This is a genomic window from Embleya sp. NPDC050154 (assembly GCF_044460165.1).
Classification (GTDB): Bacteria; Actinomycetota; Actinomycetes; order Streptomycetales; family Streptomycetaceae; genus Embleya.
Genome location: NZ_JBITJP010000017.1, coordinates 87669 through 106967 on the forward strand (window position 1 = coordinate 87669; position 19299 = coordinate 106967).

The 19299-nt window shown below is 71.1% G+C and carries 17 protein-coding genes; 7 read left to right on the plus strand and 10 right to left on the minus strand.

Annotated features, from left to right (window positions below):
* Positions 1 to 50: 50 nt before the first annotated feature.
* Positions 51 to 242 (minus strand): DUF397 domain-containing protein, encoded by a 192-nt coding sequence (locus tag ACIBSV_RS31455; RefSeq protein ID WP_395869014.1) that lies wholly within the window; start codon positions 240 to 242, stop codon positions 51 to 53.
* Positions 235 to 1158 (minus strand): helix-turn-helix domain-containing protein, encoded by a 924-nt coding sequence (locus ACIBSV_RS31460; RefSeq protein WP_395869016.1) that lies wholly within the window; start codon positions 1156 to 1158, stop codon positions 235 to 237. Before ACIBSV_RS31460 ends, ACIBSV_RS31455 begins: the two co-directional genes overlap by 8 nt.
* Before the next feature lie 305 nt (positions 1159 to 1463).
* Here ACIBSV_RS31460 and ACIBSV_RS31465 point away from each other — a divergent pair, with 305 nt between their 5' ends.
* The gene (locus tag ACIBSV_RS31465; protein ID WP_395869018.1) at positions 1464 to 1943 is read left to right on the plus strand and encodes a hypothetical protein; all 480 of its coding nucleotides are present in this window, start codon (positions 1464 to 1466) and stop codon (positions 1941 to 1943) included.
* Between the two features lie 53 nt (positions 1944 to 1996).
* Here the strand turns inward: ACIBSV_RS31465 and ACIBSV_RS31470 are convergent, their stop codons facing one another.
* A complete protein-coding gene (locus tag ACIBSV_RS31470) occupies positions 1997 to 2788 on the minus strand; it encodes an ATP-grasp domain-containing protein (RefSeq protein ID WP_395869020.1) in 792 nt (263 codons plus the stop codon).
* A gap of 181 nt (positions 2789 to 2969) precedes the next feature.
* Here ACIBSV_RS31470 and ACIBSV_RS31475 point away from each other — a divergent pair, with 181 nt between their 5' ends.
* Entirely contained in the window at positions 2970 to 3974 is a 1005-nt protein-coding gene (locus ACIBSV_RS31475; RefSeq protein ID WP_395869021.1) for a hypothetical protein, read from the plus strand.
* Positions 3975 to 4059: 85 nt separating this feature from the next.
* On the plus strand, positions 4060 to 4779 hold the full coding sequence (locus tag ACIBSV_RS31480) for a M50 family metallopeptidase (RefSeq protein WP_395869023.1): 720 nt from the start codon (positions 4060 to 4062) through the stop codon (positions 4777 to 4779).
* A gap of 96 nt (positions 4780 to 4875) precedes the next feature.
* Here the strand turns inward: ACIBSV_RS31480 and ACIBSV_RS31485 are convergent, their stop codons facing one another.
* From ACIBSV_RS31485 to ACIBSV_RS31500, 4 genes are all read right to left on the minus strand, one after another.
* Positions 4876 to 5310 carry an SRPBCC family protein gene (locus tag ACIBSV_RS31485; RefSeq protein ID WP_395869025.1) on the minus strand — a complete coding sequence of 145 codons (435 nt, stop codon included), beginning with the start codon at positions 5308 to 5310 and terminating at the stop codon, positions 4876 to 4878.
* 102 nt (positions 5311 to 5412) lie between these two features.
* On the minus strand, positions 5413 to 7365 hold the full coding sequence (locus ACIBSV_RS31490; RefSeq protein WP_395869027.1) for a TerD family protein: 1953 nt from the start codon (positions 7363 to 7365) through the stop codon (positions 5413 to 5415).
* A gap of 119 nt (positions 7366 to 7484) precedes the next feature.
* Positions 7485 to 9083 carry an alpha/beta hydrolase gene (locus ACIBSV_RS31495; protein WP_395869029.1) on the minus strand — a complete coding sequence of 533 codons (1599 nt, stop codon included), beginning with the start codon at positions 9081 to 9083 and terminating at the stop codon, positions 7485 to 7487.
* Positions 9084 to 9121: 38 nt separating this feature from the next.
* Positions 9122 to 10234: an LLM class flavin-dependent oxidoreductase gene (locus ACIBSV_RS31500; RefSeq protein ID WP_395869031.1), complete on the minus strand. Its 1113-nt coding sequence runs from the start codon at positions 10232 to 10234 to the stop codon at positions 9122 to 9124.
* A 119-nt stretch (positions 10235 to 10353) separates the two neighbouring features.
* Here ACIBSV_RS31500 and ACIBSV_RS31505 point away from each other — a divergent pair, with 119 nt between their 5' ends.
* The gene (locus ACIBSV_RS31505; protein WP_395869034.1) at positions 10354 to 11247 is read left to right on the plus strand and encodes an IclR family transcriptional regulator; all 894 of its coding nucleotides are present in this window, start codon (positions 10354 to 10356) and stop codon (positions 11245 to 11247) included.
* Between the two features lie 212 nt (positions 11248 to 11459).
* A complete protein-coding gene (locus ACIBSV_RS31510) occupies positions 11460 to 12779 on the plus strand; it encodes an ammonium transporter (RefSeq protein ID WP_395869036.1) in 1320 nt (439 codons plus the stop codon).
* A gap of 88 nt (positions 12780 to 12867) precedes the next feature.
* On the opposite strand, the gene ACIBSV_RS31515 is transcribed toward ACIBSV_RS31510, so the two are convergent.
* Both ACIBSV_RS31515 and ACIBSV_RS31520 read right to left on the minus strand, forming a co-directional pair.
* Complete coding sequence (locus tag ACIBSV_RS31515; RefSeq protein WP_395869038.1) at positions 12868 to 13254, minus strand: hypothetical protein; 387 nt, start codon at positions 13252 to 13254, stop codon at positions 12868 to 12870.
* 33 nt (positions 13255 to 13287) lie between these two features.
* Positions 13288 to 15801 carry a DEAD/DEAH box helicase gene (locus ACIBSV_RS31520; protein ID WP_395869040.1) on the minus strand — a complete coding sequence of 838 codons (2514 nt, stop codon included), beginning with the start codon at positions 15799 to 15801 and terminating at the stop codon, positions 13288 to 13290.
* A 167-nt stretch (positions 15802 to 15968) separates the two neighbouring features.
* On the opposite strand from ACIBSV_RS31520, the gene ACIBSV_RS31525 reads away from it, so the two are divergent.
* Entirely contained in the window at positions 15969 to 16496 is a 528-nt protein-coding gene (locus tag ACIBSV_RS31525) for a hypothetical protein (RefSeq protein ID WP_395869042.1), read from the plus strand.
* A gap of 260 nt (positions 16497 to 16756) precedes the next feature.
* Here ACIBSV_RS31525 and ACIBSV_RS31530 read toward each other — a convergent pair whose 3' ends face one another.
* The gene (locus ACIBSV_RS31530; protein WP_395869044.1) at positions 16757 to 17956 is read right to left on the minus strand and encodes a CaiB/BaiF CoA transferase family protein; all 1200 of its coding nucleotides are present in this window, start codon (positions 17954 to 17956) and stop codon (positions 16757 to 16759) included.
* Between the two features lie 175 nt (positions 17957 to 18131).
* Here ACIBSV_RS31530 and ACIBSV_RS31535 point away from each other — a divergent pair, with 175 nt between their 5' ends.
* Positions 18132 to 19289, plus strand: coding sequence for a hypothetical protein (locus ACIBSV_RS31535; protein WP_395869046.1), 1158 nt, complete (start codon positions 18132 to 18134; stop codon positions 19287 to 19289).
* Positions 19290 to 19299 lie beyond the last annotated feature (10 nt).

Sequence of the window (19299 nt, forward strand, 5' to 3'; positions counted from 1 at the left end):
CATCGGGGGGGCGGGCGGCTCGCGGACCTCGGGGGCCGGTGACGCAGGGGTCAGGCGTCGGTGCGCAGCGCGCTGACGAATGTGCGCCAGGGGGTGCGGGCGAGGGTCAGCAGCCCGACGGCCGGGTCCTTGCTGTCCCGTACCTCGACGGCGCCGTCCGGGTGCGGGCGGATCTCGGTGCAGTCGCCGTTCTGCATGCTGTAGGAGCTCTTGAACCAACGGGGGGCGTTGTTCTCAGGCATGGCGTTCTTCCTTCTCGGTGGGCGAGTCGCTCCGGTTTCGAGCGGCTCGGTCTGCGAGTTGCTGGGCACTGGCCGCGATGAAGGCCTCCGACTCGACGGGGCTGAGCGCGATGCCCCGCAAGTCGGCGAAGACCTTGCCGTAGTGAGCGGTGTCCTGGGCTCTTTCCAGGTACGCGTGGCTGGTGATGTTCTCCAGCGAAACCACTTCCATCCCCGACGGGGGAGGGAATCCGTAGATCGAGAACGGCGTGGGGCCGCCCGGATAGGCGCCTGCCGAAAAGGGTAGTACTTGCACGGTCACGTTCGATAGTTGTGCAATTTCGATCAAGTGCACGAGTTGTTCCCGAAGCACCCGATGGCCGCCTATTTCCTGGCGCAAAGCGGCCTCGCCGATCACCATCGACACCTCCAGTGGGGCCGGTTCCTCGCGGGTGAGCACGCGCTGTCGATCCAGCCGCACCCGGACCCTGGTGCGGCACTGCTCGTCGACCGGTCCGACCGTGCCGCCGCGGATCACCGCCGTCGCGTACTCCTCGGTCTGGAACAACCCGGGAATGATGCTCGGCTGGAAGCCCAGGCAGGACGCCACCTCGGCCTCCAGTCCGATCAAGTCCAGGAAGTCCTGGGGAAGTTGATCGGCCAGGTCGCGCCACCAGCGCTGTCGGCGGCCCTCGCGGGCGAGCGCCAGCCAGCCCTCCCGCGCCTGTGCGTCGCCCACCTCGTACAGATCCAGCAGCGCCTTCAGATCCAGCGCCCGAATCCCACTGCGTCCGGACTCGATCCGACTGACCTTCGCCGGATGGCAGGAGAGGGCGTCGGCGGCGTCCTCCAGCAACAGCGACTTGTCCTCGCGCAGGCGACGCAGGTTGGCACCCAGAACGCGTCTGCGCACCGTCGGGTATTGCTCCGCGCCCATTTTTCCTCCCGCTCCCGAGCACTTCCGTCGAGGTATTCCGGCCGCGCCGAGGCTTCGAGCCGTTCATCATCTTTACCGGCTTCAACGGCTTTTCCGGGCTTCACCGCGGCGAGTCGCCCGTCATGGTACTCATGTCCGACACTCTGCAAGTCGAGTGAGTTGTTTGATTGCACTTATTGCGCCCACCGAGGACGCTACTTACAGCGACACCTCGACCACCCGTCGGGCTGCTCGCAAGTGACCGATCGCGCCTTTTCCCGACCTTTGGGAGGCGAGGGAACGTGCTGCAGGAGCAAGATGCCGGCGTGAACCAGGCAGGGATCGCGTGGATCAGCGCCGCCACCCGCGATCCGCGCGAAACGCGGTACACGTGGCTGACCAACCCGGGCGCACGGCGCGCCGCGGACACCGGCCGTCTGTTCGACGCCGTGGTGATGCGGGTCGACCTCGGCGCCGCCGTGCTCGACCTGCTCACGGCCGCCGCCGAACCCGTCGGGGCGGTGATCGCCGAGGAACACGCGGGCAAGTGGGCCTATCTGATCGGCCCCGGCAGCGCCGAGGCCTGGCTCGCCGCCGTCGGCCCCGCCGTCGGCCCGGCCGACGGCACCCGATACCACTACGTCGGCCACGGCGGCTGCCTCACCCTGCCCGGCCCGCGTCCCTACCCCGGCTCGTCGATGACCTGGATCGTGCGCCCGGGCCTGAGCACCAACCTGACCTGCGTCCCGACCTTGGCCGCCGCCTACCTCCACGCCGAATCCCACCGCCCCGACCCCACGCCCTGAGCCGCCCCCGGCACCCGAGGCCACGGCCCGTCGAAGCCGGAAACGGGCCCGAACTACGTGTGGGTGAGCGGGTACGGGCGGACGAAAGGGGTGTCGGTCGGGCGTAGCGAGGCGCGCGGACCGGCGGCGGTTCGGATCGCGTCGAGGCAGCGGGGTGGGTCCGCGGCGTAGATGTTGCTGAACCAGGCCATGTTGGCCTCGACCACCACCCAGTGCTCCTCGGCCGTGTCGGCGGTGCCGGCCAGGCCGACGTCCACCACGACCGCGCCGGGTAGGTCGGCGGCGGTGTGGGCGAGCATCTCGGCGGCGAACGCCAGGAGTTCGCCGGCCTGCGGATCCTTGGTGAGCGGCAGCGGGTCGAGTCGGCCGAAGCGCGCGTAGCGCGAGCCGGTGTGCACGACGCCGTCCAGCACGAACAGTCGGTATTCGGCGACGAATGTCCGGATCTCACTGACCAGGACCGGGGTTTCGCCGGGAACGGCGGGCGGCAGTCGGGTGCCGTCGGCGTACACGGCCGCCTCGAACGACTTGTCGCTCGGCGGCTTGACGAAAGCCGGCACGCGCAGCCGCCGCGCCTCGGCCATGGTCGTCCGCGTGATCGCCCGCCGGGTCCAGCGCTCGTCCAGCGTGGTCAGCCAGTGGTCGGCCGGCTCCAGCAAAGCTATGTCCAGCGACTCGGCCACCGTGTCGGCGAACCGGGGTCCGCCGTAGTAGACCGCCGATCCGCGCAGGTCGGGCCGCGGACCGTCGAGCACGGCGACCGCCATGCCGCGCTCGACGGCGGCGCGGGCCAACAGGTCTGCGGTCGTGGTGGCTTGCGCGGACAGGGCCAGGGTCTCGATCACGATCGCACGTTAGGGCGTGTAGCCCGGCGCGGCGACCGGGTTTCGGATAGGAATTGCACGAGGGCTCGGTCAGGGGGACGGTGTGTGGAACGCGATCGTGGATGTGGCCGATGTGTGTCACTCCGAAGGGCTTCATCCGATCGGCGCGAAGGGGCCTTTTGCGGCCCGGCTCGACGCGGTCGTGAGCGCGTGGCGGGCCCGGCACGGTGCCGGCGTCCGGGTCGAACTCGTGCTGGCCAAGGCGCTGTTGCCGGCTCTGGACGCGGCCGACCGCAGCGAATTGTCGCGCCGCGCGGCCCGGGGCGAGGTGAGCGTGCGTGCGGTCGCGGACACGTTCCTGCTCGAACGCGCCGAGGCCGAGGGGCTGCACGTGCTCAGCGGGGACCTCTTCCTCGACTTCCGTGCTCGGCATCCGTGGGTCCGGTCGCACCCGGAACGTTTCCATCACTGGCACCAGGACGAGCACGGCGTGCACTTCGTCCCGCGCGGCATCGACCCCGAGCCGCTCCGACCGCTCGCGCCGGAGGAAGACGTCGAAGGGCTCGACGGGTCCGCGCGGCCGCACCCGGGCCCGGAGATCCTGAACACCCGGTGGCGGTGCATCGAACCGCGCTGTCCGTACGCGCGCACGTGGACGGGCCTGATCCCGGTGTGGCCGCGCGTGGACGTCGGCGCGCGGGCGCTCTGCCCGGAGTGCGCGAGTGTGCTCGCGGCCCAGGGCCCCCGGCGGGCGACCCGACAGGTGGAGTTGGCCGACCACGCCACCGGCGAGTCGATCGAACGCCTGCCGCTGGAGTTGGGCATCAATCTGGTCCTGGGCCGGGGCCGGATCGCGAACGGCTACAACCTGGGCACCCGGCAGCGCCGATTCGGCGAGGCGGTGCGCTACGTCAGCCGGCAGCACCTACTGCTGCGCTTCGCGACCGGACGCGCCGGTGAGCGGGTGCTCGCGGTCGACCTGGGTTCGGCCAACGGCACCGAGATCGAGCGCTGGAACGGAGCCGGCCACGAACCCGGTCGGCCGTTGGCCGTCGACGTGGAGGAGATGCTCGCCCCGCGCGACCGGCTCGTGCTCGGCGGCGGTGTGCGCGTCGAGGTCGGCGCGCACGACTTCGACCCGAAGGCCGCGCCGCGCGACGTCGAGCACACCGAGCACGTGGCGCGGCGGGCCGTACCGCGGGGATGAGCCGGGGGCGGGCGCGAACCGCAGGGCTCGGCGGGCGGTAGCGTTCGAGGCGGGGCGGGGGCGGACGTGAGACGAGAGGGGTGGCGTGAGCAGCGTCGACACGGTGTCGTTGCAGGACCTGTGGGACCGGGTGGTCGGAACCCAACCGGATCCGCCGAGTTGGCTCGCGCTCGTGACCGGGGCGGTCGCGGTCGTGGTGGTGCTGTACCGCCCGACCTGGCGACCGCTGCGCTCGGTCGTGACGATCGCGCACGAGGGCGGGCACGCGATGGTCGCGCTGCTCAGCGGGCGCCGATTGTCCGGCATCCGACTGCACTCGGACACCTCCGGGGTGACCGTGTCGGTGGGCAAGCCGACGGGCCTGGGCATGATCTTCACCGCGATGGCCGGCTACATCACGCCGTCCATCCTGGGCGCGGGTGGTGCGGCGCTGCTCGCGGGCGCGCACATCACCATGGTGTTGTGGGTGGCGCTGGTGCTGCTCGCGCTGATGTTCATCGCGATACGCAACTGGTTCGGCGCGCTGGTGCTGCTGACCACCGGCGGGGTGATCTTCGCGATCTCCTGGCTGGCCAGTGCGCGGATCCAGGCGGCGTTCGCGTACCTGCTGGTGTGGTTCCTGCTGGTGTCCGGGGTGCGGCCGGTCTTCGAGCTTCAGCAAATGCGCGGTCGTGGCCGCGCGCCGTGGTCGGACGCGGATCAGCTCGCCGACCTGACCAAGATCCCCGGGACGGTGTGGGTCGGCTTCTTCGGCCTGGTCTCGGCCGCGGCCCTGGGCATCGGCGCGGGCTCGCTGCTCACCTGAGCGCTGCCGCACACCAAAACGATCGGCCCGACGCCGGCCGGCTCCACCTCGCGGTGGGGCCGGCCGGCGTCGTCCCACGTCTCGTGGAACCCGCGATCAGAGCGCGTCGGGCAGCTTCGCGAGCACGCCGTCGTAGATCCGCTTGAGCCCGGCGGGCGCGAAGGTCTTCTCGAAGAAGCCCCCGATGCCGCCCGCCCCGTTCCACACCGTGACGACCTCGACCCGGCTGCCCGCGCCCGCCGGCGACACGGTCCACGTGGTGACCATCGACGAGTTGGCGTCGGTCTCCACCAGCGTCAGGGGGGCCGGCTCGGTGACCGTCACCAGGCAGTCTCGCGACCGCTTGCTCGTGGCCTGCAGCCGCCAGTGCGCCACCGTGCCGGCGCCCTTGCCGCCCTCGCGCACGTCGTACTCCGAGAAGTGCTCGGTGAGCAGCTTGGGCCGCACGTCCGCGTAATCGGCGACGGCCGCGAAAACCGTTTCCGGTTTCGCCGCCACAGTCGTCTGTGCGGTTGCCCTGACCTGCGCCATGACCACTCCTTGCCCTCGATTGCTGTCGGCCGGGTCAAGCAAACCACTCCGCCGCCCGGGTACCGAATCGCACTCCCCCCAGCGGCCGGTCGGCAACGGGTCTCAGGCGATCTCCACGCCGAACGAGCCGGCCAGTGCGGCGAGGTCGAACTCGTAGCCCTGGCCCTCCGTACGGAACTTCCAGCCGGCGCCGTGGCGGTAGAACGTGCCCAGCAGCAACACCCGTTCGACGGTGGCGGCGTCGAGCACCGAGCGGACGAACGAGGTGGCCTGGAACGGCGCCACGTCGATCTCGATCGGCCCGACCGCCGCGAATGTGCTCGCTCCGTCGACCGAGGCCGCGATGACGACGCGACGTACGTCACGTGGCAGCGCATCCAGTTCGAGCGTGACCGTCTGCTCGGCCGGGCCGGACGCGTCGAGGGCGACCGTCTCCGACGGGGTGGCCGGTTGGTTCCAGAACACGAAATCGGCGTCGCCGCGTACCCGTTCGTGCTCGTCGAGCAGAAATGCCACGATGTCGATGTCCTCGTCCGGGCGCTCCCAGGCCCAGGACGCGTTCAGCGTCCACCGGCCCGGGTCGGCGCCGCCGGGCAGTTGCACGGTGCCGCCGCGCGGGAGGTTGTCGCCCCTACCGGCCGGGCCGGCCCCGGGCTCGGCTCGGGGGCCGGACTCGGGCGCGTCGGCGAGTGAGGCGTGCCATTGCGCCTCGGTCAGGCACACCGCGCCGAACGCCCGCGCCCGGGCGATCCGGGGATCGGTCGCCGCGCCGGGCAGCACCACCACGGTGTCCACGGTCGAGGTGAGGTTGATCCGGAGCCGAGCGCCGGAGTCGAGGACGAGTTGGCGCACCCGGCCGCCCTCGCCGTGCTCGTCCCGGCCCTGGAGGACCAGGACCTGACGCACCGTCGGGCGAATGGGGACGCGCGGCGGAGCGACCGGGGCCGGGCCCGACGGGGGCGCGCTCGGCGCCTCGGCCGGGACGGGCGCCTGGATCGCACCGGCCGCGCCGGCCACGGATGCCGGCCCGCGATCCGTCTCGGGCTCCGGGTCGGGCTCCGTACGGGGCGCCGGAAGCACCGCCGGCGCGACCACCGGCGCCGCCGTCGGGCGGGCCACCGCCGTGCCCGGCGACACCCGCGCCAACAAGCGCGCGAACGTGGCCTCGTCGATCACCGGTGTACCCAGTTGCGCGGCCTTGCGGTTCTTGCCGCTGCCGCTGCCCGCGTCGTCGGTCACCAGCACCGAGGTCTTCCCGCTGACCGAGGTCGCCACGTACAGACCGGCCTCGGTCGCCCGCCGCTCCGACTCCTCGCGCGATCGGCCGCCCCCGCCGGTGAACGCCACCCGCATGCCCTGGATCAGCCCCACCCCCAGGTCGAGCCGGCCCGGATTCGTCCACGGGCAGGGCGCCTTGGCCGACACCGACCGCTCGGGACGGCGCGTGCGGGCGGCGGCGGCGCGGCGCAGCCCGGAGCCGGCGTCCGGCACGGTCAGCGGCAGCGGCAGGCCGGCGCCCGCCGCTTCGTGCAGGCTGTACCGGAAGATCTCGCCGAGCACCCGGGCGTCGTCCACCGCGTCGTGCGCGCGCAGTTGCCGCACCCGGTAGTGCGCCGCGAGGGTGGCCAGTCGGTAGTCGCCGATCGGCAGTTCCAGGTGCCGGGCCAGCGCCATCGTGCACAACCGCCGCCGCATCGGCCACGGCGTGTCCAGACGGCCGAACTCCGCGGTCAACATGCCCCAGTCGAACGGCGCGTTGTGCGCGACCAGGACTCGTCCGGCGAGGTACTCGGCCAGGTCGTCGGCGATCCGGTCGAACGTGGGCGCGCCCGCGAGCCGTTCCGGGGTCAGGCCGTGGATGTGCACCGGTCCGGGATCGCGTCGCGGGTCCACCAGCGTCGACCAGCGGTCGGTCACCGTACCGGCTCGGTCGAGTAACTCCACGGCGACCGAGACGATGCGATCCGAACTTCGCAGCCCGGTGGTCTCGACGTCGACGACCGCGTAGTCGCCGGGGTAGTCGGCGGGCCAGGGAACCAGGGATGTGACTGTCACTCACGGACCGTACAACGCGCCGGTGGAACGTGCCGGGCAGAGCGCGCAATCCGGGGCGCGGTGTGCGAGCCCGCTCGACATCGTGCGGCACCGACGGTTTCGACGGATGTCCGCCCGGGTCACGTGCAGCGTGTACCGGCCGCCGGCAGTTCGCCCTTGATCAGGTAGGTCTCCACCGCGGTGTCCACGCACGTGTTCCCGCGGTTGTAGGAGCCGTGCCCGTTGGCCTCGCGGGTGAGCAGGACCGCGCCGGGCAGTTGCGGGGTGAGCGCCTGGGCCTGCTCGTACGGCGTCGCCGGGTCGCCCGTGGAACCGACGATCAGCACCGGCGGCGCGGTCGGCGCGCTGATCGGGCGGGCCCGATCGGCGCCGGCCGGTCGGCACTGCGCGGCGAAGGACCAGGCCACGCCGGGTCCGGTGATCGGCAGCGGGTCGGCCAGTTCCTTGGCCAGCGCGTCGGCCTCGGCGATGGTCAACTGCCGTCCGTCGGCACAGTTGATCGTCACATTGGCCGCGGCGTGGTCGCGCGGGTAGGAGCCGTCCTCCTCGCGGCCCAGCCAGTAGTCGGTGGCCGAGGCGGCCCGGCGCGCGTCGTCGCCCAGGTAGATCGCCAGGGTCGCGCGCAGGTCCTTCCAGGCCTGTTCGCTGTAGACCGCCTGGGAGATCGCGTTGACGGCCTCACCCTCGCCGATGGTGCGACCGCCCGCGGCCTTGAAGGGCTTCTCGCCCAGCTTGTGCAGCCGGTCGGCGAGGGTGCGCACCGCTTCGTCGACCGTGCCCTCGAACGGGCAGTCCGACTGCTTCAGGCAGTCGGCCAGGAAGGCCCGGAAGGTCTGTTCGAAGCCGCGGGCCTGGCTGCGCGCGGCCGCGACCCGGTCCAGTGCAGGGTTCATCGGCGCGTCCAGCACCATCCGGCCGCTGTGGCCCGGGAACGTCTCCAGGTACACGGCGCCGAGGAAGGTGCCGTAGGAGTAGCCGAAGTAGTTGAGCTTGTCCTCGCCCAGCGCACCGCGCAGGACGTCGAGGTCGCCCACCACCTCCCGGGTGCCCAGGTGCGCGAGCAGCTTGCCGCCGCGCGCGGTGCAGCCGTCGGCGAACTCCGCGTAGAACGCCGAGATCGAGGCCAGTTCGGCCGCGTCGTCCGGGGTCGGGTCGAGGCCGCGCAGCCGGTCGATGCCGGCGTTGTCGACGCAGGTGACCGGGTTGCTGTCACCGGTGCCGCGCGGGTCGATGCCGACCACGTCGTAGCGTTCGGCGAGCGCCGGGCGTTGCCCGAACCCGGCCACCATGCGCAGCACGCCCGATCCCGGGCCGCCGGGGTCGACGGCCAGCACGCCCAGCCGCTCCCCCGTGGCCTTCTTGCGGTACGCCTGCACCTCGATCGCCTCGGCCGCCGGATTCGCGTAGTCCAGCGGCACCCGCAACTTCGCGCACTCCAGCAGGCTTTCGTCCGCCTTGGTGGCCTTGTCGTCGGCGCACTTCGCCCAGGCCGGCTTCCGGCCGTAGAACTCCTTGAGCGCCGGGTCGTCCGCACCGATCGGCTTGGCCGTCGGGGTGCTCGCGGTGGCGGTACCGGTGGGCGAAGGCGCGGCGGTGGGCCGCCGCTCGGTCTTCGACTCGGCTCCGCCGCCGGAGCCGCCGCACCCGGCGGCCAGCACGAGGGCGAGGCCGACGGGAGCGATGCGTCGCAGGCGCGACGCGTATATGGAGGTGGTCACGGCGCCAAGGATTATCAGTAACCGACCGACTGTGCCCACTATTTGTTTGGCTGATACTTCTCCAGTTCCGGAATGACCTCTTTGCCGAGGATTTCGATCGTCCGCAGGATGTCCTGGTGTTCCAGGAAGCCCCACTGGACGTAGCAGATCAGTTCGTCCACCCCCAGGTCCGCGTAGCGCTTCATCTTGCGTACGCAGGTCTCCACGTCACCGATCACGATCATGTCCGCCGCGTCGAAGGTCTCCACCGGGACGTTGCCCTCGAACATCGGCTTGAGCAGCGGGAAGGTCTTGTCCTGCTCGGCCGGGGACAGGTGCGGCAGTTCCCATTCGAGGGTGAACATGGCCAGGTTCTTGTACCACCACGCGACCGAGTCCCAGACCCGCCGGTCGACCTGCTTGCTCCCGGTGGTGTGCACCAGCGTGTAGGCCGCGACCTTGTTCGTGGTCACGTCGGTGAGCGGGGTCGGGTTCGCCGCCGCCGCGCGGTAGGCGGCGACCTGGGCGGCCATCGTCTCCAACGGCTGCATGATCGAGAAGGACAACATGCCCAGCCCGTTGCGACCGGCGATCTCCGCCGAACCCTGCGAGGTGGCTGCCATCCAGCACGGTGGGTGCGGGTCCTGGAACGGCTTGGGGGTGACCATCCGGCGCGGGAAGGAGAACCGCTCCGACTCGTACTCGAAGTACTCCTCGCGCCACATGCCGGTGACGATCTCGATCGCCTCGCGCCAGTCGTCCCGGGACTTGGCGATGTCCACGCCGAACGCGGTCTGCTCCATCGGGGTGGAGCGGCCGGTGCCCCACTCGACCCGGCCGCCGGACAGGATGTCCACGGTCGCGACCTTCTCCGCGATCCGCTGCGGCGGGGTGAAGCCGAACGGGGTCAGCGTGACGCCGAAGCCCATCCGGATCCGCTCGGTGATCCCGGCCAGGTGGCCCAGGAAGACCTCCGAGGCGGGCATGTGCGAGCGGCCCTCGCGAAAGTGGTGCTCGACCGCCCAGACGGTGTGGAACCCGACCCGGTCGGCCAGCCGGATCTGCTCGATCGCCTCGCGATACGCGCGCTGCTCCTCGCGCCGCTGGCCGTAGGGGTGTTCACCGTGCCACGGGCGCGGCACGTCCACTTCGTAGAGCACGTCGAGCTTCATCGGAGCACCCCATTTTCGATATGCTGAAAAATGTTTTCGAATCCCGTATTCCGTGGTCCCGAGTGTGACCCGCCCAGGTACCGGCCACAAGGTGCCCGCCGGGTCGGAAAGTCGCCGTCATGGTCCGTCCCGCCCTCGCCGCCGGTCGCGCGGTGGAGATCCTGAACTTCTTCGCCGCCCACCCGGGCGACGCCTACACGCTGTCCGAGCTGCACTCCGCCCTGGGCATCAACCTCGCGTCCGCCCTGTCGGTGCTTCAGGCCCTGGAGGACGCCGGCTACCTGGTCCGGCATCCGCGCCGCAAGACCTACGAGCTGGGCCCGGCCCTGGTCGCGCTCGGCGACGCGGCGCTGCGCGGCAATCGGGCGGTGGACCTGGCCCGGGCCGAGATGCGCGGGCTGGCCGACGAGTTCGCCACCGAGCTGATCGCCAGCGTCGCGGTGGGTGACGAGATCGTCATCCTGGCCGTGGAGGGCCGGCCGCAGTTGGCCTCGGCCGACGTCCGGGTCGGTCAGCGGTTGCGCATGGTGCCGCCGCTCGGCCAGGTCTTCCACGCGTGGTCGGCGCCGGCCGAGGTCGACGCGTGGTTGGACCGGCTGGACGAGCGTGTGCGCGGTACGGCCCGGGTGCATCTGCCGCCCACCCTGGCCGCGGTCCGCGAGCGCGGGTACTCGATCACCCTGGACAGCCCGACCCGGACCCGGATCGGCGGCACGCTGGAGCGTATGGCCGAACATCCGCGCGAGGCCGCGCTGCTGCGTGACCGGTTGGCCGAGTTGGCCGCCGCGCTGGGCGAGGAGGAGTACGAGCTGATCGCGGTGGACCCGGACACCGTCTACGACATCTCGACCCTGGTCGCCCCGGTCTTCGACGCCGCCGGCCGGGTCGCGGTCGCTCTCACCCTGAACGGGCTCAAGGGCGTGACGGGCCGTCAGGTGATGGCCCACGGCGAACGATTGGGCTCGGTCGCGCGGCTGGTGACCCGCCGCTCGGGCGGCCGGGTACCGGAGTAGGCCGGGCGCCGATCGGGCACTCGCCCCGCCGGGCGGGTCGTGTTTCACGTACGTGTCGACCCGCTCACCGCGTGCGCACTCGCTCATCGTCGGGCAATGCGCGCGTAACACGGGGCGGGTTCCTTAACCCGCGCGTAACACCGAGGTATACGCCAGGAAACTCGGCCTGCCCACCCTGACCTGAGACCAGATCAGGCCCACGAGGGAGCCGCATGACCGTCGCGACCGACGCCCTGAACGCCGGAGACACCGCGTGGCTGCTCGTGGCCACCGCGCTCGTGCTGCTGATGACCCCCGCCCTGGCGATCTTCTACGGCGGCATGGTCCGGGCCAAGAGCGTGCTGAACATGCTGATGATGAGCTTCGTGGCGATCGCCGTGGTGACCGTGGTGTGGATCGCCTTCGGCTACGGCCTGGCGTTCGGCGACGATCTGGGCGGCGGACTGCTCGGCGCGCTCGACAAGCCGTTCATGGCCGGCATCAAGCCCACCGACCTGCACGGCACGGTGCCCGAGCTGCTGTTCATGGCCTTCCAGTTGACCTTCGCGATCCTGACCGTGGCACTGATCTCCGGGGCGATCGCGGACCGCACCCGGTTCAAGGCGTGGGTGCTCTTCTGCGCGGTGTGGGTGCTGTGCGTGTACGTACCGCTCGCGCACTGGGTGTGGGGGCCGAACGGGTGGATCGCGCACCGGCTCGGCGCGCTCGACTTCGCGGGCGGCCTGGTGGTCGAGATCAACTGCGGCGCCGCGGGCATGGCGGTGGCCCTGGTGCTCGGCCCCCGGATCGGCTTCAAGCGGGATCCGATGCGACCGCACAACCTGCCGCTCGTGGTGCTCGGCGCGGGTCTGCTGTGGTTCGGCTGGTTCGGCTTCAACGGCGGCTCGGCGCTGGGCGCGAACGGCCTGGCCGCACAGGCACTGGTGAACACGCAGGCGGCCGGGTGCACCGCGCTGATCGGCTGGCTCGCGGTGGAGAAGCGCCGGGACGGACACGCCACCACGCTCGGCGCCGCCTCCGGCGCGGTCGCCGGCCTGGTCGCGATCACCCCGGCCTGCGGCGTGGTGGACCTGCCCGGCGCACTGGTGATCGGCCTGGCGGCGGGTGTCCTGTGCAGCTTCGCGGTGGGCTGGAAGCACCGCTTCGGCTACGACGACTCGCTCGACGTGGTCGGCGTGCACTACGTCGGCGGCGTGGTCGGCACGCTGCTGATCGGCCTGTTCGCGGCCAAGGACGTCACCGGCGGCCCGGAGGGCCTGCTGCACGGCGGCGGCGCCGCGCTGCTCGGCAAGCAGTTGGTGGCGATCGTGGTGGTCTCCGCGTTCTCCTTCGGCGTCACGTACACGATCGCCAAGGCGATCGACCGCACCATCGGCTTCCGCGCCCACGCCGACCACGAACAACTGGGCCTGGATCTGGCGGTACACGCCGAAACGGCCTACGACCTCACCGCGTTCGCCGGCACCAAACGAACCGGCAGCATGCCCTTCCGCCCCGGCACCCAACCGGCCGAGGGCCTCGACGCGGACTGAGCCGACTCGCCGGTCGGGCTCCTTTCGGCCGCGTCCGCGTACGGCCGGCGCTCAGGAGCGGCCGGGCCGGCGCGTACGGCCGAGGGGGTCAGCGCGATCGGCGGACCAGGATTGCCGCCGTGGCGAGGCCGGCGATCGCGGCGCTCGCCGGCAGGAGCGCTCGGCGGGCGGCGAGCTTTCGGGCGTTGTGGTGGTCGAAGACGGCGCCGCTGGACTGGATCGAGAAGGCGGACCACACCGACTGGGCCGAGAACGCCGATGCCGCCCCCAGGTAGGAGCCGATCGACGCGGCGGAGAGCGCCGAGCCGATCGAGCCGAGGGACAGCGCGGAGCCGACCGAGCCCACCGACAACACCGAACCCACCGACCCGATCGACAACACCGAGCCTTCCGACGCGATCGACAACACCGAGTTGTGCGAGCGCCAGGACAGGATCGAACCGTGTGCGTCGACGGTGGACCGCTTCTTCGTCATGGGCCCAGTCTGCCCCAACGCCGGGCCCCGGGTTCACATCCGGTCGACCGCGACCACCCGCAACACCGCGCGCCCGGTCTCGTCCGACTCGGTCAGGTCCACCTCGGCGGTGATCCCCCAGTCGTGGTCCTGGGCCGGGTCGTCGAACACCTGGCGGACCCGCCACGCGGAGTCCTCCTTGGTGATCTGCATGAGCTTGGGGCCGCGCGCGTCGGGACCGGTGCCGATCGAGTCGTGCTCGTCCCAATAACCCTCCAGCGCGTCCTGCCAGCGCTCCGCGTCCCAGTTGCCGTCGCCCTCCTGCTCGGACAGCTCGCCGAGCTGGAAGTAGCGCCGCAACGCCGCGAGTTCCACCCGACGAAAGAGCGCGTTGCGCACCAGCACCCGAAACGCCCGCTCGTTCGCGGTGACCGGCGTGGTGCGGCCCTCGATGTCGTCGAGTTCCTCCTGGGTCGCGTCCGGATTGGCCAGCTTCTCCCACTCGTCGAGCAGGCTGGAGTCGACCTGGCGGACCAACTCGCCCAGCCACGCGATCAGATCGTGCAGGTCCTCGTTCTTCGCGTCGTCCGGCACGGTCTGGTTGAGCGCCTTGTAGGCGCTCGCCAGGTAGCGCAGCACGATGCCCTCGGTGCGCGCGAGTTCGTACCAGCCGACGTAGTCGCCGAAGGTCATCGCCCGCTCGTACATGTCCCGCACGATCGACTTGGGCGACAGCGGGTGGTCACCGACCCAAGGGTGGCTGCGCATGTAGATCGCGTAGGCGTGTTCGAGCAACTCCTCTAGCGGGCGCGGGTATTGGATGTCGGCGAGGCGCTCCATCCGCTCCTCGTACTCGATCCCGTCCGCCTTCATCTGCCCGACCGCCTCGCCCTTGGCCTTGTTGAGCTGCGCGGCGAGGATCTGGCGCGGATCGTCGAGCGTGGCCTCGACCACCGAGAGCACGTCCAGCGCGTAGGTCGGTGCCTCCGGGTCGAGCAGGTCGAACGCGGCCAGCGCGAAGGTGGACAGCGGCTGGTTGAGCGCGAAGTCGGCTTGGAGGTCCACGGTGAGGCGGACGGTCCGGCCCTCCTCGTCCGCCTCGGCGAGCTTCTCCACCACGCCGCCGTCCAAAAGCGAGCGATAGATCGCGATGGCCTGCCGGATGTGCCGCAACTGTTGGGCGCGCGGCTCGTCGTTGTCGGTGAGCAGGTGCCGCATCGCCTCGAACGCGTTGCCGGGCCGGTTGATCACCGCGAGCAGCATCGCGTGGGTGACCCGGAAGCGCGACGCCAACGGCTCCGGCTCGGCCTCCTGGAGCCTGGTGTAGGTCTCCTCGTTCCAGCCGACGAAGCCCTCGGGGGCCTTCTTGCGGACCACCTTGCGGCGCTTCTTCGGGTCGTCGCCGGCCTTGGCCAGCGCCTTGATGTTCTCGATCTCGTACTCGGGGGCCTGCGCGACCACGTTGCCCACCGTGTCGAAGCCGGCCCGCCCGGCCCGCCCGGCGATCTGGTGGAACTCGCGCGCCCGCAGCCGGCGCACCCGCTGGCCGTCGTACTTGGACAACGCGGTGAACAACACCGTGCGGATCGGCACGTTGACCCCGACGCCCAGCGTGTCCGTACCGCAGATCACCTTGAGCAGACCGGCCTGGGCCAGGCGCTCCACCAGCCGGCGGTACTTGGGCAGCATGCCCGCGTGGTGCACACCGATCCCGTGCCGCACCCACCGCGAGAGCTGCCGGCCGAACTTGGTGGTGAACCGGAAACCGCCGATCACCGACGCGATCTGGTCCTTCTCCGCGCGCGTGCACATGTTGATGCTCATCAGCGACTGGGCCCGCTCGACCGCCGACGCCTGGGTGAAGTGCACGATGTAGATCGGCGCCTCACGCGTGGTCAGCAGCTCCTCGATGGTCTCGTGCAGCGGAGTGACCCGATAGGAGAAGTACAGCGGGACCGGGCGGGTGGCCGACTTGACGATCGCGGTGGTCCGACCGGTGCGCCGCTTGAGGTCGCTCCGGAAGCGGTCCATGTCGCCGAGCGTCGCGGACATCAGCAGGAACTGCGCCTTCGGCAGTTCGATCAGCGGGATCTGCCAGGCCCAGCCCCGATCCGGGTCGCCGTAGTAGTGGAACTCGTCCATCACCACGAAGCCGACGTCCGCGTCCGCGCCGTCGCGCAGCGCGATGTTGGCCAGCACCTCGGCGGTACAGCAGATGATCGGCGCGGTCGCGTTGACCGAGGCGTCGCCGGTCATCATGCCGACGTTCTCGGTGCCGAACTGGGCCACCAGGTCGAAGAACTTCTCCGAGACCAGCGCCTTGATCGGCGCGGTGTAGAAGCTGCGCTCCTTGCGGGCCATCGCCGCGAAGTGCCCGCCGGCGGCGACCAGGCTCTTCCCCGAGCCGGTCGGCGTATTCAGGATCACGTTGTTGCCCGAGACCAGCTCGATCAGCGCCTCTTCCTGCGCGGGATACAGGGTGAGGCCGCGCTCTTCCGCGTACGCCGCGAAGGCTTCGTACAGGGCGTCGGGGTCGGCCTCGGCGGGGAGCAGATCGATGAGAGTCACCCGTCTATCCTGCCTGCTCCCGGCCCCGCGCCCGCACGCAACCCGGATACCGCCGATCCCCGCGCGTCGCCGCGGGCGGTCCGGGCGCCGGGCCGCCCGGCTTCCGGTGACGCGTGTCACATCCCTAGGGTCGCGGTGATCATCCGTCACCGGGGACAGGGGTGCTCGTGAGGCCCGCACGACGCATGGGGCAGTTGGGGCGCGTGGCGTTCGCGGGAACCCTGGCGGCCGGCCTGCTCGGCTGCACGACCCACGGCCGGACCGCCGCATCCGACGTCGCACCGACGGTGGAGGCGCTGCCGTACGACCCGAACGGGGACACCGGCGGGATCGGCTGGACGTTACGCCCGGTCGGGAGGACCCCTCCTCAGGCCGGCTACCGCCTGGTCGTCTCGACCGATCCCTACGCCGTCGACACGATCACCCGCGGCGGCGTGGACCCGAACGCCTGGGACAGCGGCCTGGTCCACTCCACCCGACATACGGGCATCCGCCCATCGGGCTTCCGCTACGAACCGGGTGCGACCTACTACTGGACCGTCCGAATCCGCGACACCCACGGCCACGACTCCCCCTGGAGCCCCAAAACCCGGTGGACGGCCCGCCCGACGCCCCAGGACTACGCACCGCAAGCCACCCGCACACCACAACCACCGAACCCCGGGCAACCAAACTCCAGCCCGCCCAGCGCTTGAGAACAAAGCAACGCCGGCCATCCGCACACCACAACCACCGAACCCCGGGCAACCAAACTCCAGCCCGCCCAGCGCTTGAGAACAAAGCAACGCCGGCCATCCGCACACCACAACCACCGAACCCCGGGCAACCAAACTCCAGCCCGTCCGGCGCTTGAGGACAAGGAAGCGCCGGCCACCCCCAACCGCAGCCACCGAGCGGCCGCAAGCCGAACCAGCCCGTCCGGCGTTCGAGGACGACCGGGCCGCAGGCCACTGCCTCAGCAGACGACCCCCGCCGCCCGCAACTCCGCGACGCGCTCCATGCCGAGACCGAGTTCGCCCAGGATCGCGTCGGTGTCGGCCCCGAGCACCGGAGCCGGCGCGCCCAGCCGCCCGGGCGTGCCGCCGAACAGCGCCGGATGCCGCGGCTGCCGCAGCCGCCCCGCGGTCGGGTGCACGTCGTCCTCCAGCAGCCCGATGGCGGCGATGTGCGGGTCGGCCGCGAGGTCGCCGGGGCCCCGGACCACCCCGCACGGCACGTTCTCCGCCTCCAGCCGGGCGATGCCCTCGGCGACGGTGAGTTTGGTCGCGACCTCGTGGCAGCGGGTCACCAGCGCGTGGCCGACCTCGCGGTTGCGCCGACGCTCGGCGATCGTGGCCACGCGCGGGTCGTCGTACCCCTCCACGCCGAACGCGCGACACATGCCGGCGAAGTCCGCGTCCGACGTGGGCGTGGCGATGCCCCACCCGTCCACGAACGCGTACGGACGCACGTCCGCGACGAAGCTGCCCGGCTGGCTGCCGTCGCCGTCGCGCAGCACGTCGTTGCCGGCCGAGTCGACCCACATGAACGAGATCACCGCGTCCAGCATGGACAGTTCGAGGTGCTGGCCGCCGCGCCCGCGCTCGCGGGCGAACAGGGCCGCGGTGATCGCCTGCGCGGCGGTGAGCGCGGTGACCTTGTCGGCGAGGGCCTGGTTCGAGAACCTCGGACGCCCGCTCTCCGGGTCCTTCTGGTTCTCCGCGATCCCGCCGTACGCCTGGATCACCGTGTCGTAGGCGCCCTTGCCGGCGTAGGGCCCGTGCGCCCCGAAGCCGGAGATCGAGCAGTACACGAGGTCGTCCCGCCGCACGTCGGCGTAACCCAGGCCGAGCCGTTCGGCCACGCCGGGCCGCCAGTTCTGCACCACCACGTCGGCCCGGGCGATCAGCGCGCGCACCAGGTCGCGGCCCTCGTCGGTGCGCAGGTCGACGCCGACGCAGCGCTTGCCGCGGTTGCACATCTGGTAAAGCGCGCTGATGCCTCCGGTCGCGGTGCCGATCCAGCGCGAGATGTCGCCGATCCCGGGACGCTCGACCTTGATCACCTCGGCGCCCTGATCGGCGAGCAGGGTCACCGCGTACGGGCCGGTGGCGGCCGTGGACAGGTCCACGACGCGCACGCCGGCGAGTGGTCCGTCGATCGGGACACGTTCCATGCGGCGCTCCCCTGGTGTGTCGCCCACGTGTGTCGCCCACGCGAGAGCTCGCGTGACGGCATGACGAAAACAGGTTCTCTGTCACAGGTCAAGACTCTGGCCTGTTGGCGAGGTCCGGCGGAGAATCCGGCAGCGTCCCGGTGTCCGGGGCGCGACGCAGATCGACGGAGGATTCGTGACCAACCCGATCGGGCCGCTCACCGCGGCCGACGAAGGCTTTCACCACCAGGTCGCCGAGACGTTCGCGACGGTGGCCACGACGGACCCGTCGTGGACCGAGAAGGTCTGCGCGATGGCCGCGGCCCGGGACGGCAGCCTGCAACTGGGCTTCGGACTGGGCAAGTACGCGAACCGCAACGTGATGGACGGTTACGCGGGCGTCTCCCGCGGCGTCGAGCAGCTCACGGTACGCGGCTCACGCCGCTTGGCCCCCGAGCCGCACACCACCACGGTGGGACCGATCCGGTACGAGGTGGTCGAACCGCTCAAGGTGGTGCGCTTCGTGTTGGAGGCGAACGCGGCCCAACCGATCGCGTTCGACTGGACCTTCGAGGCGGTCGTCCCGGCGGTCTGCGAGGACCGCACCCACAACCGCCGCTCCTATCGCACCACCGCCGACCTGGTGCGCTACCACCAGACGGGAGTCGCGTCCGGCTGGGTCGAAGTGGACGGAGAACGCACCGAGATCACCCCTGACACGTGGGTATCCACCCGCGACCACTCGTGGGGCACCCGGTACGACGTGGGCACGCCCGCAACCGACCTGGAGCCGACCGGGATGCCCGCGTCGACATCGTTCCGGATGATCTGGGCGCCGATCCTGATGGAACGTCAGGACGGCAGCCGCTACGCCCTGTTCCTGCACTACCAAATCACCCGGGCACCCGGGTTCGTGCAGAAGCGGGTGATGGGCGGGGTCGAGCACCCGGACGGGCGCGTGGACGCCTGGGCGGACCTGGTACCGAACTTGAGCTACGACCCGGTCAATCGGCGGCTGCGCGGCGGCCGGCTGCACGCGACGATGGCCGACGGGTCGGCCAGGCCGCTGGAGATCGAGGTGGTCTCGGCGACCGGCTTCCACCTCGGCGCGGGCCTGTACTTCGGTCTGGACGGGCGACACCACGGCGAGTGGCGCGGCGAACTGCATGTGGAGGGCGAGCGGATCGCGGACTGCTCGACGCCCGAACAGGCCCGCCGGCTGCACCAGATCCGGGACACGGTGGTGCGGGTCACCGACCCGGTGGGCGGCGGGGTCGGGTGGGGCAACTGTCAACCCATCGTCACGGGCGCGGACCAGGAGTCGGGACTGACGGCGGAGTCCTCGTTCATGTAGGGCTCGTGCG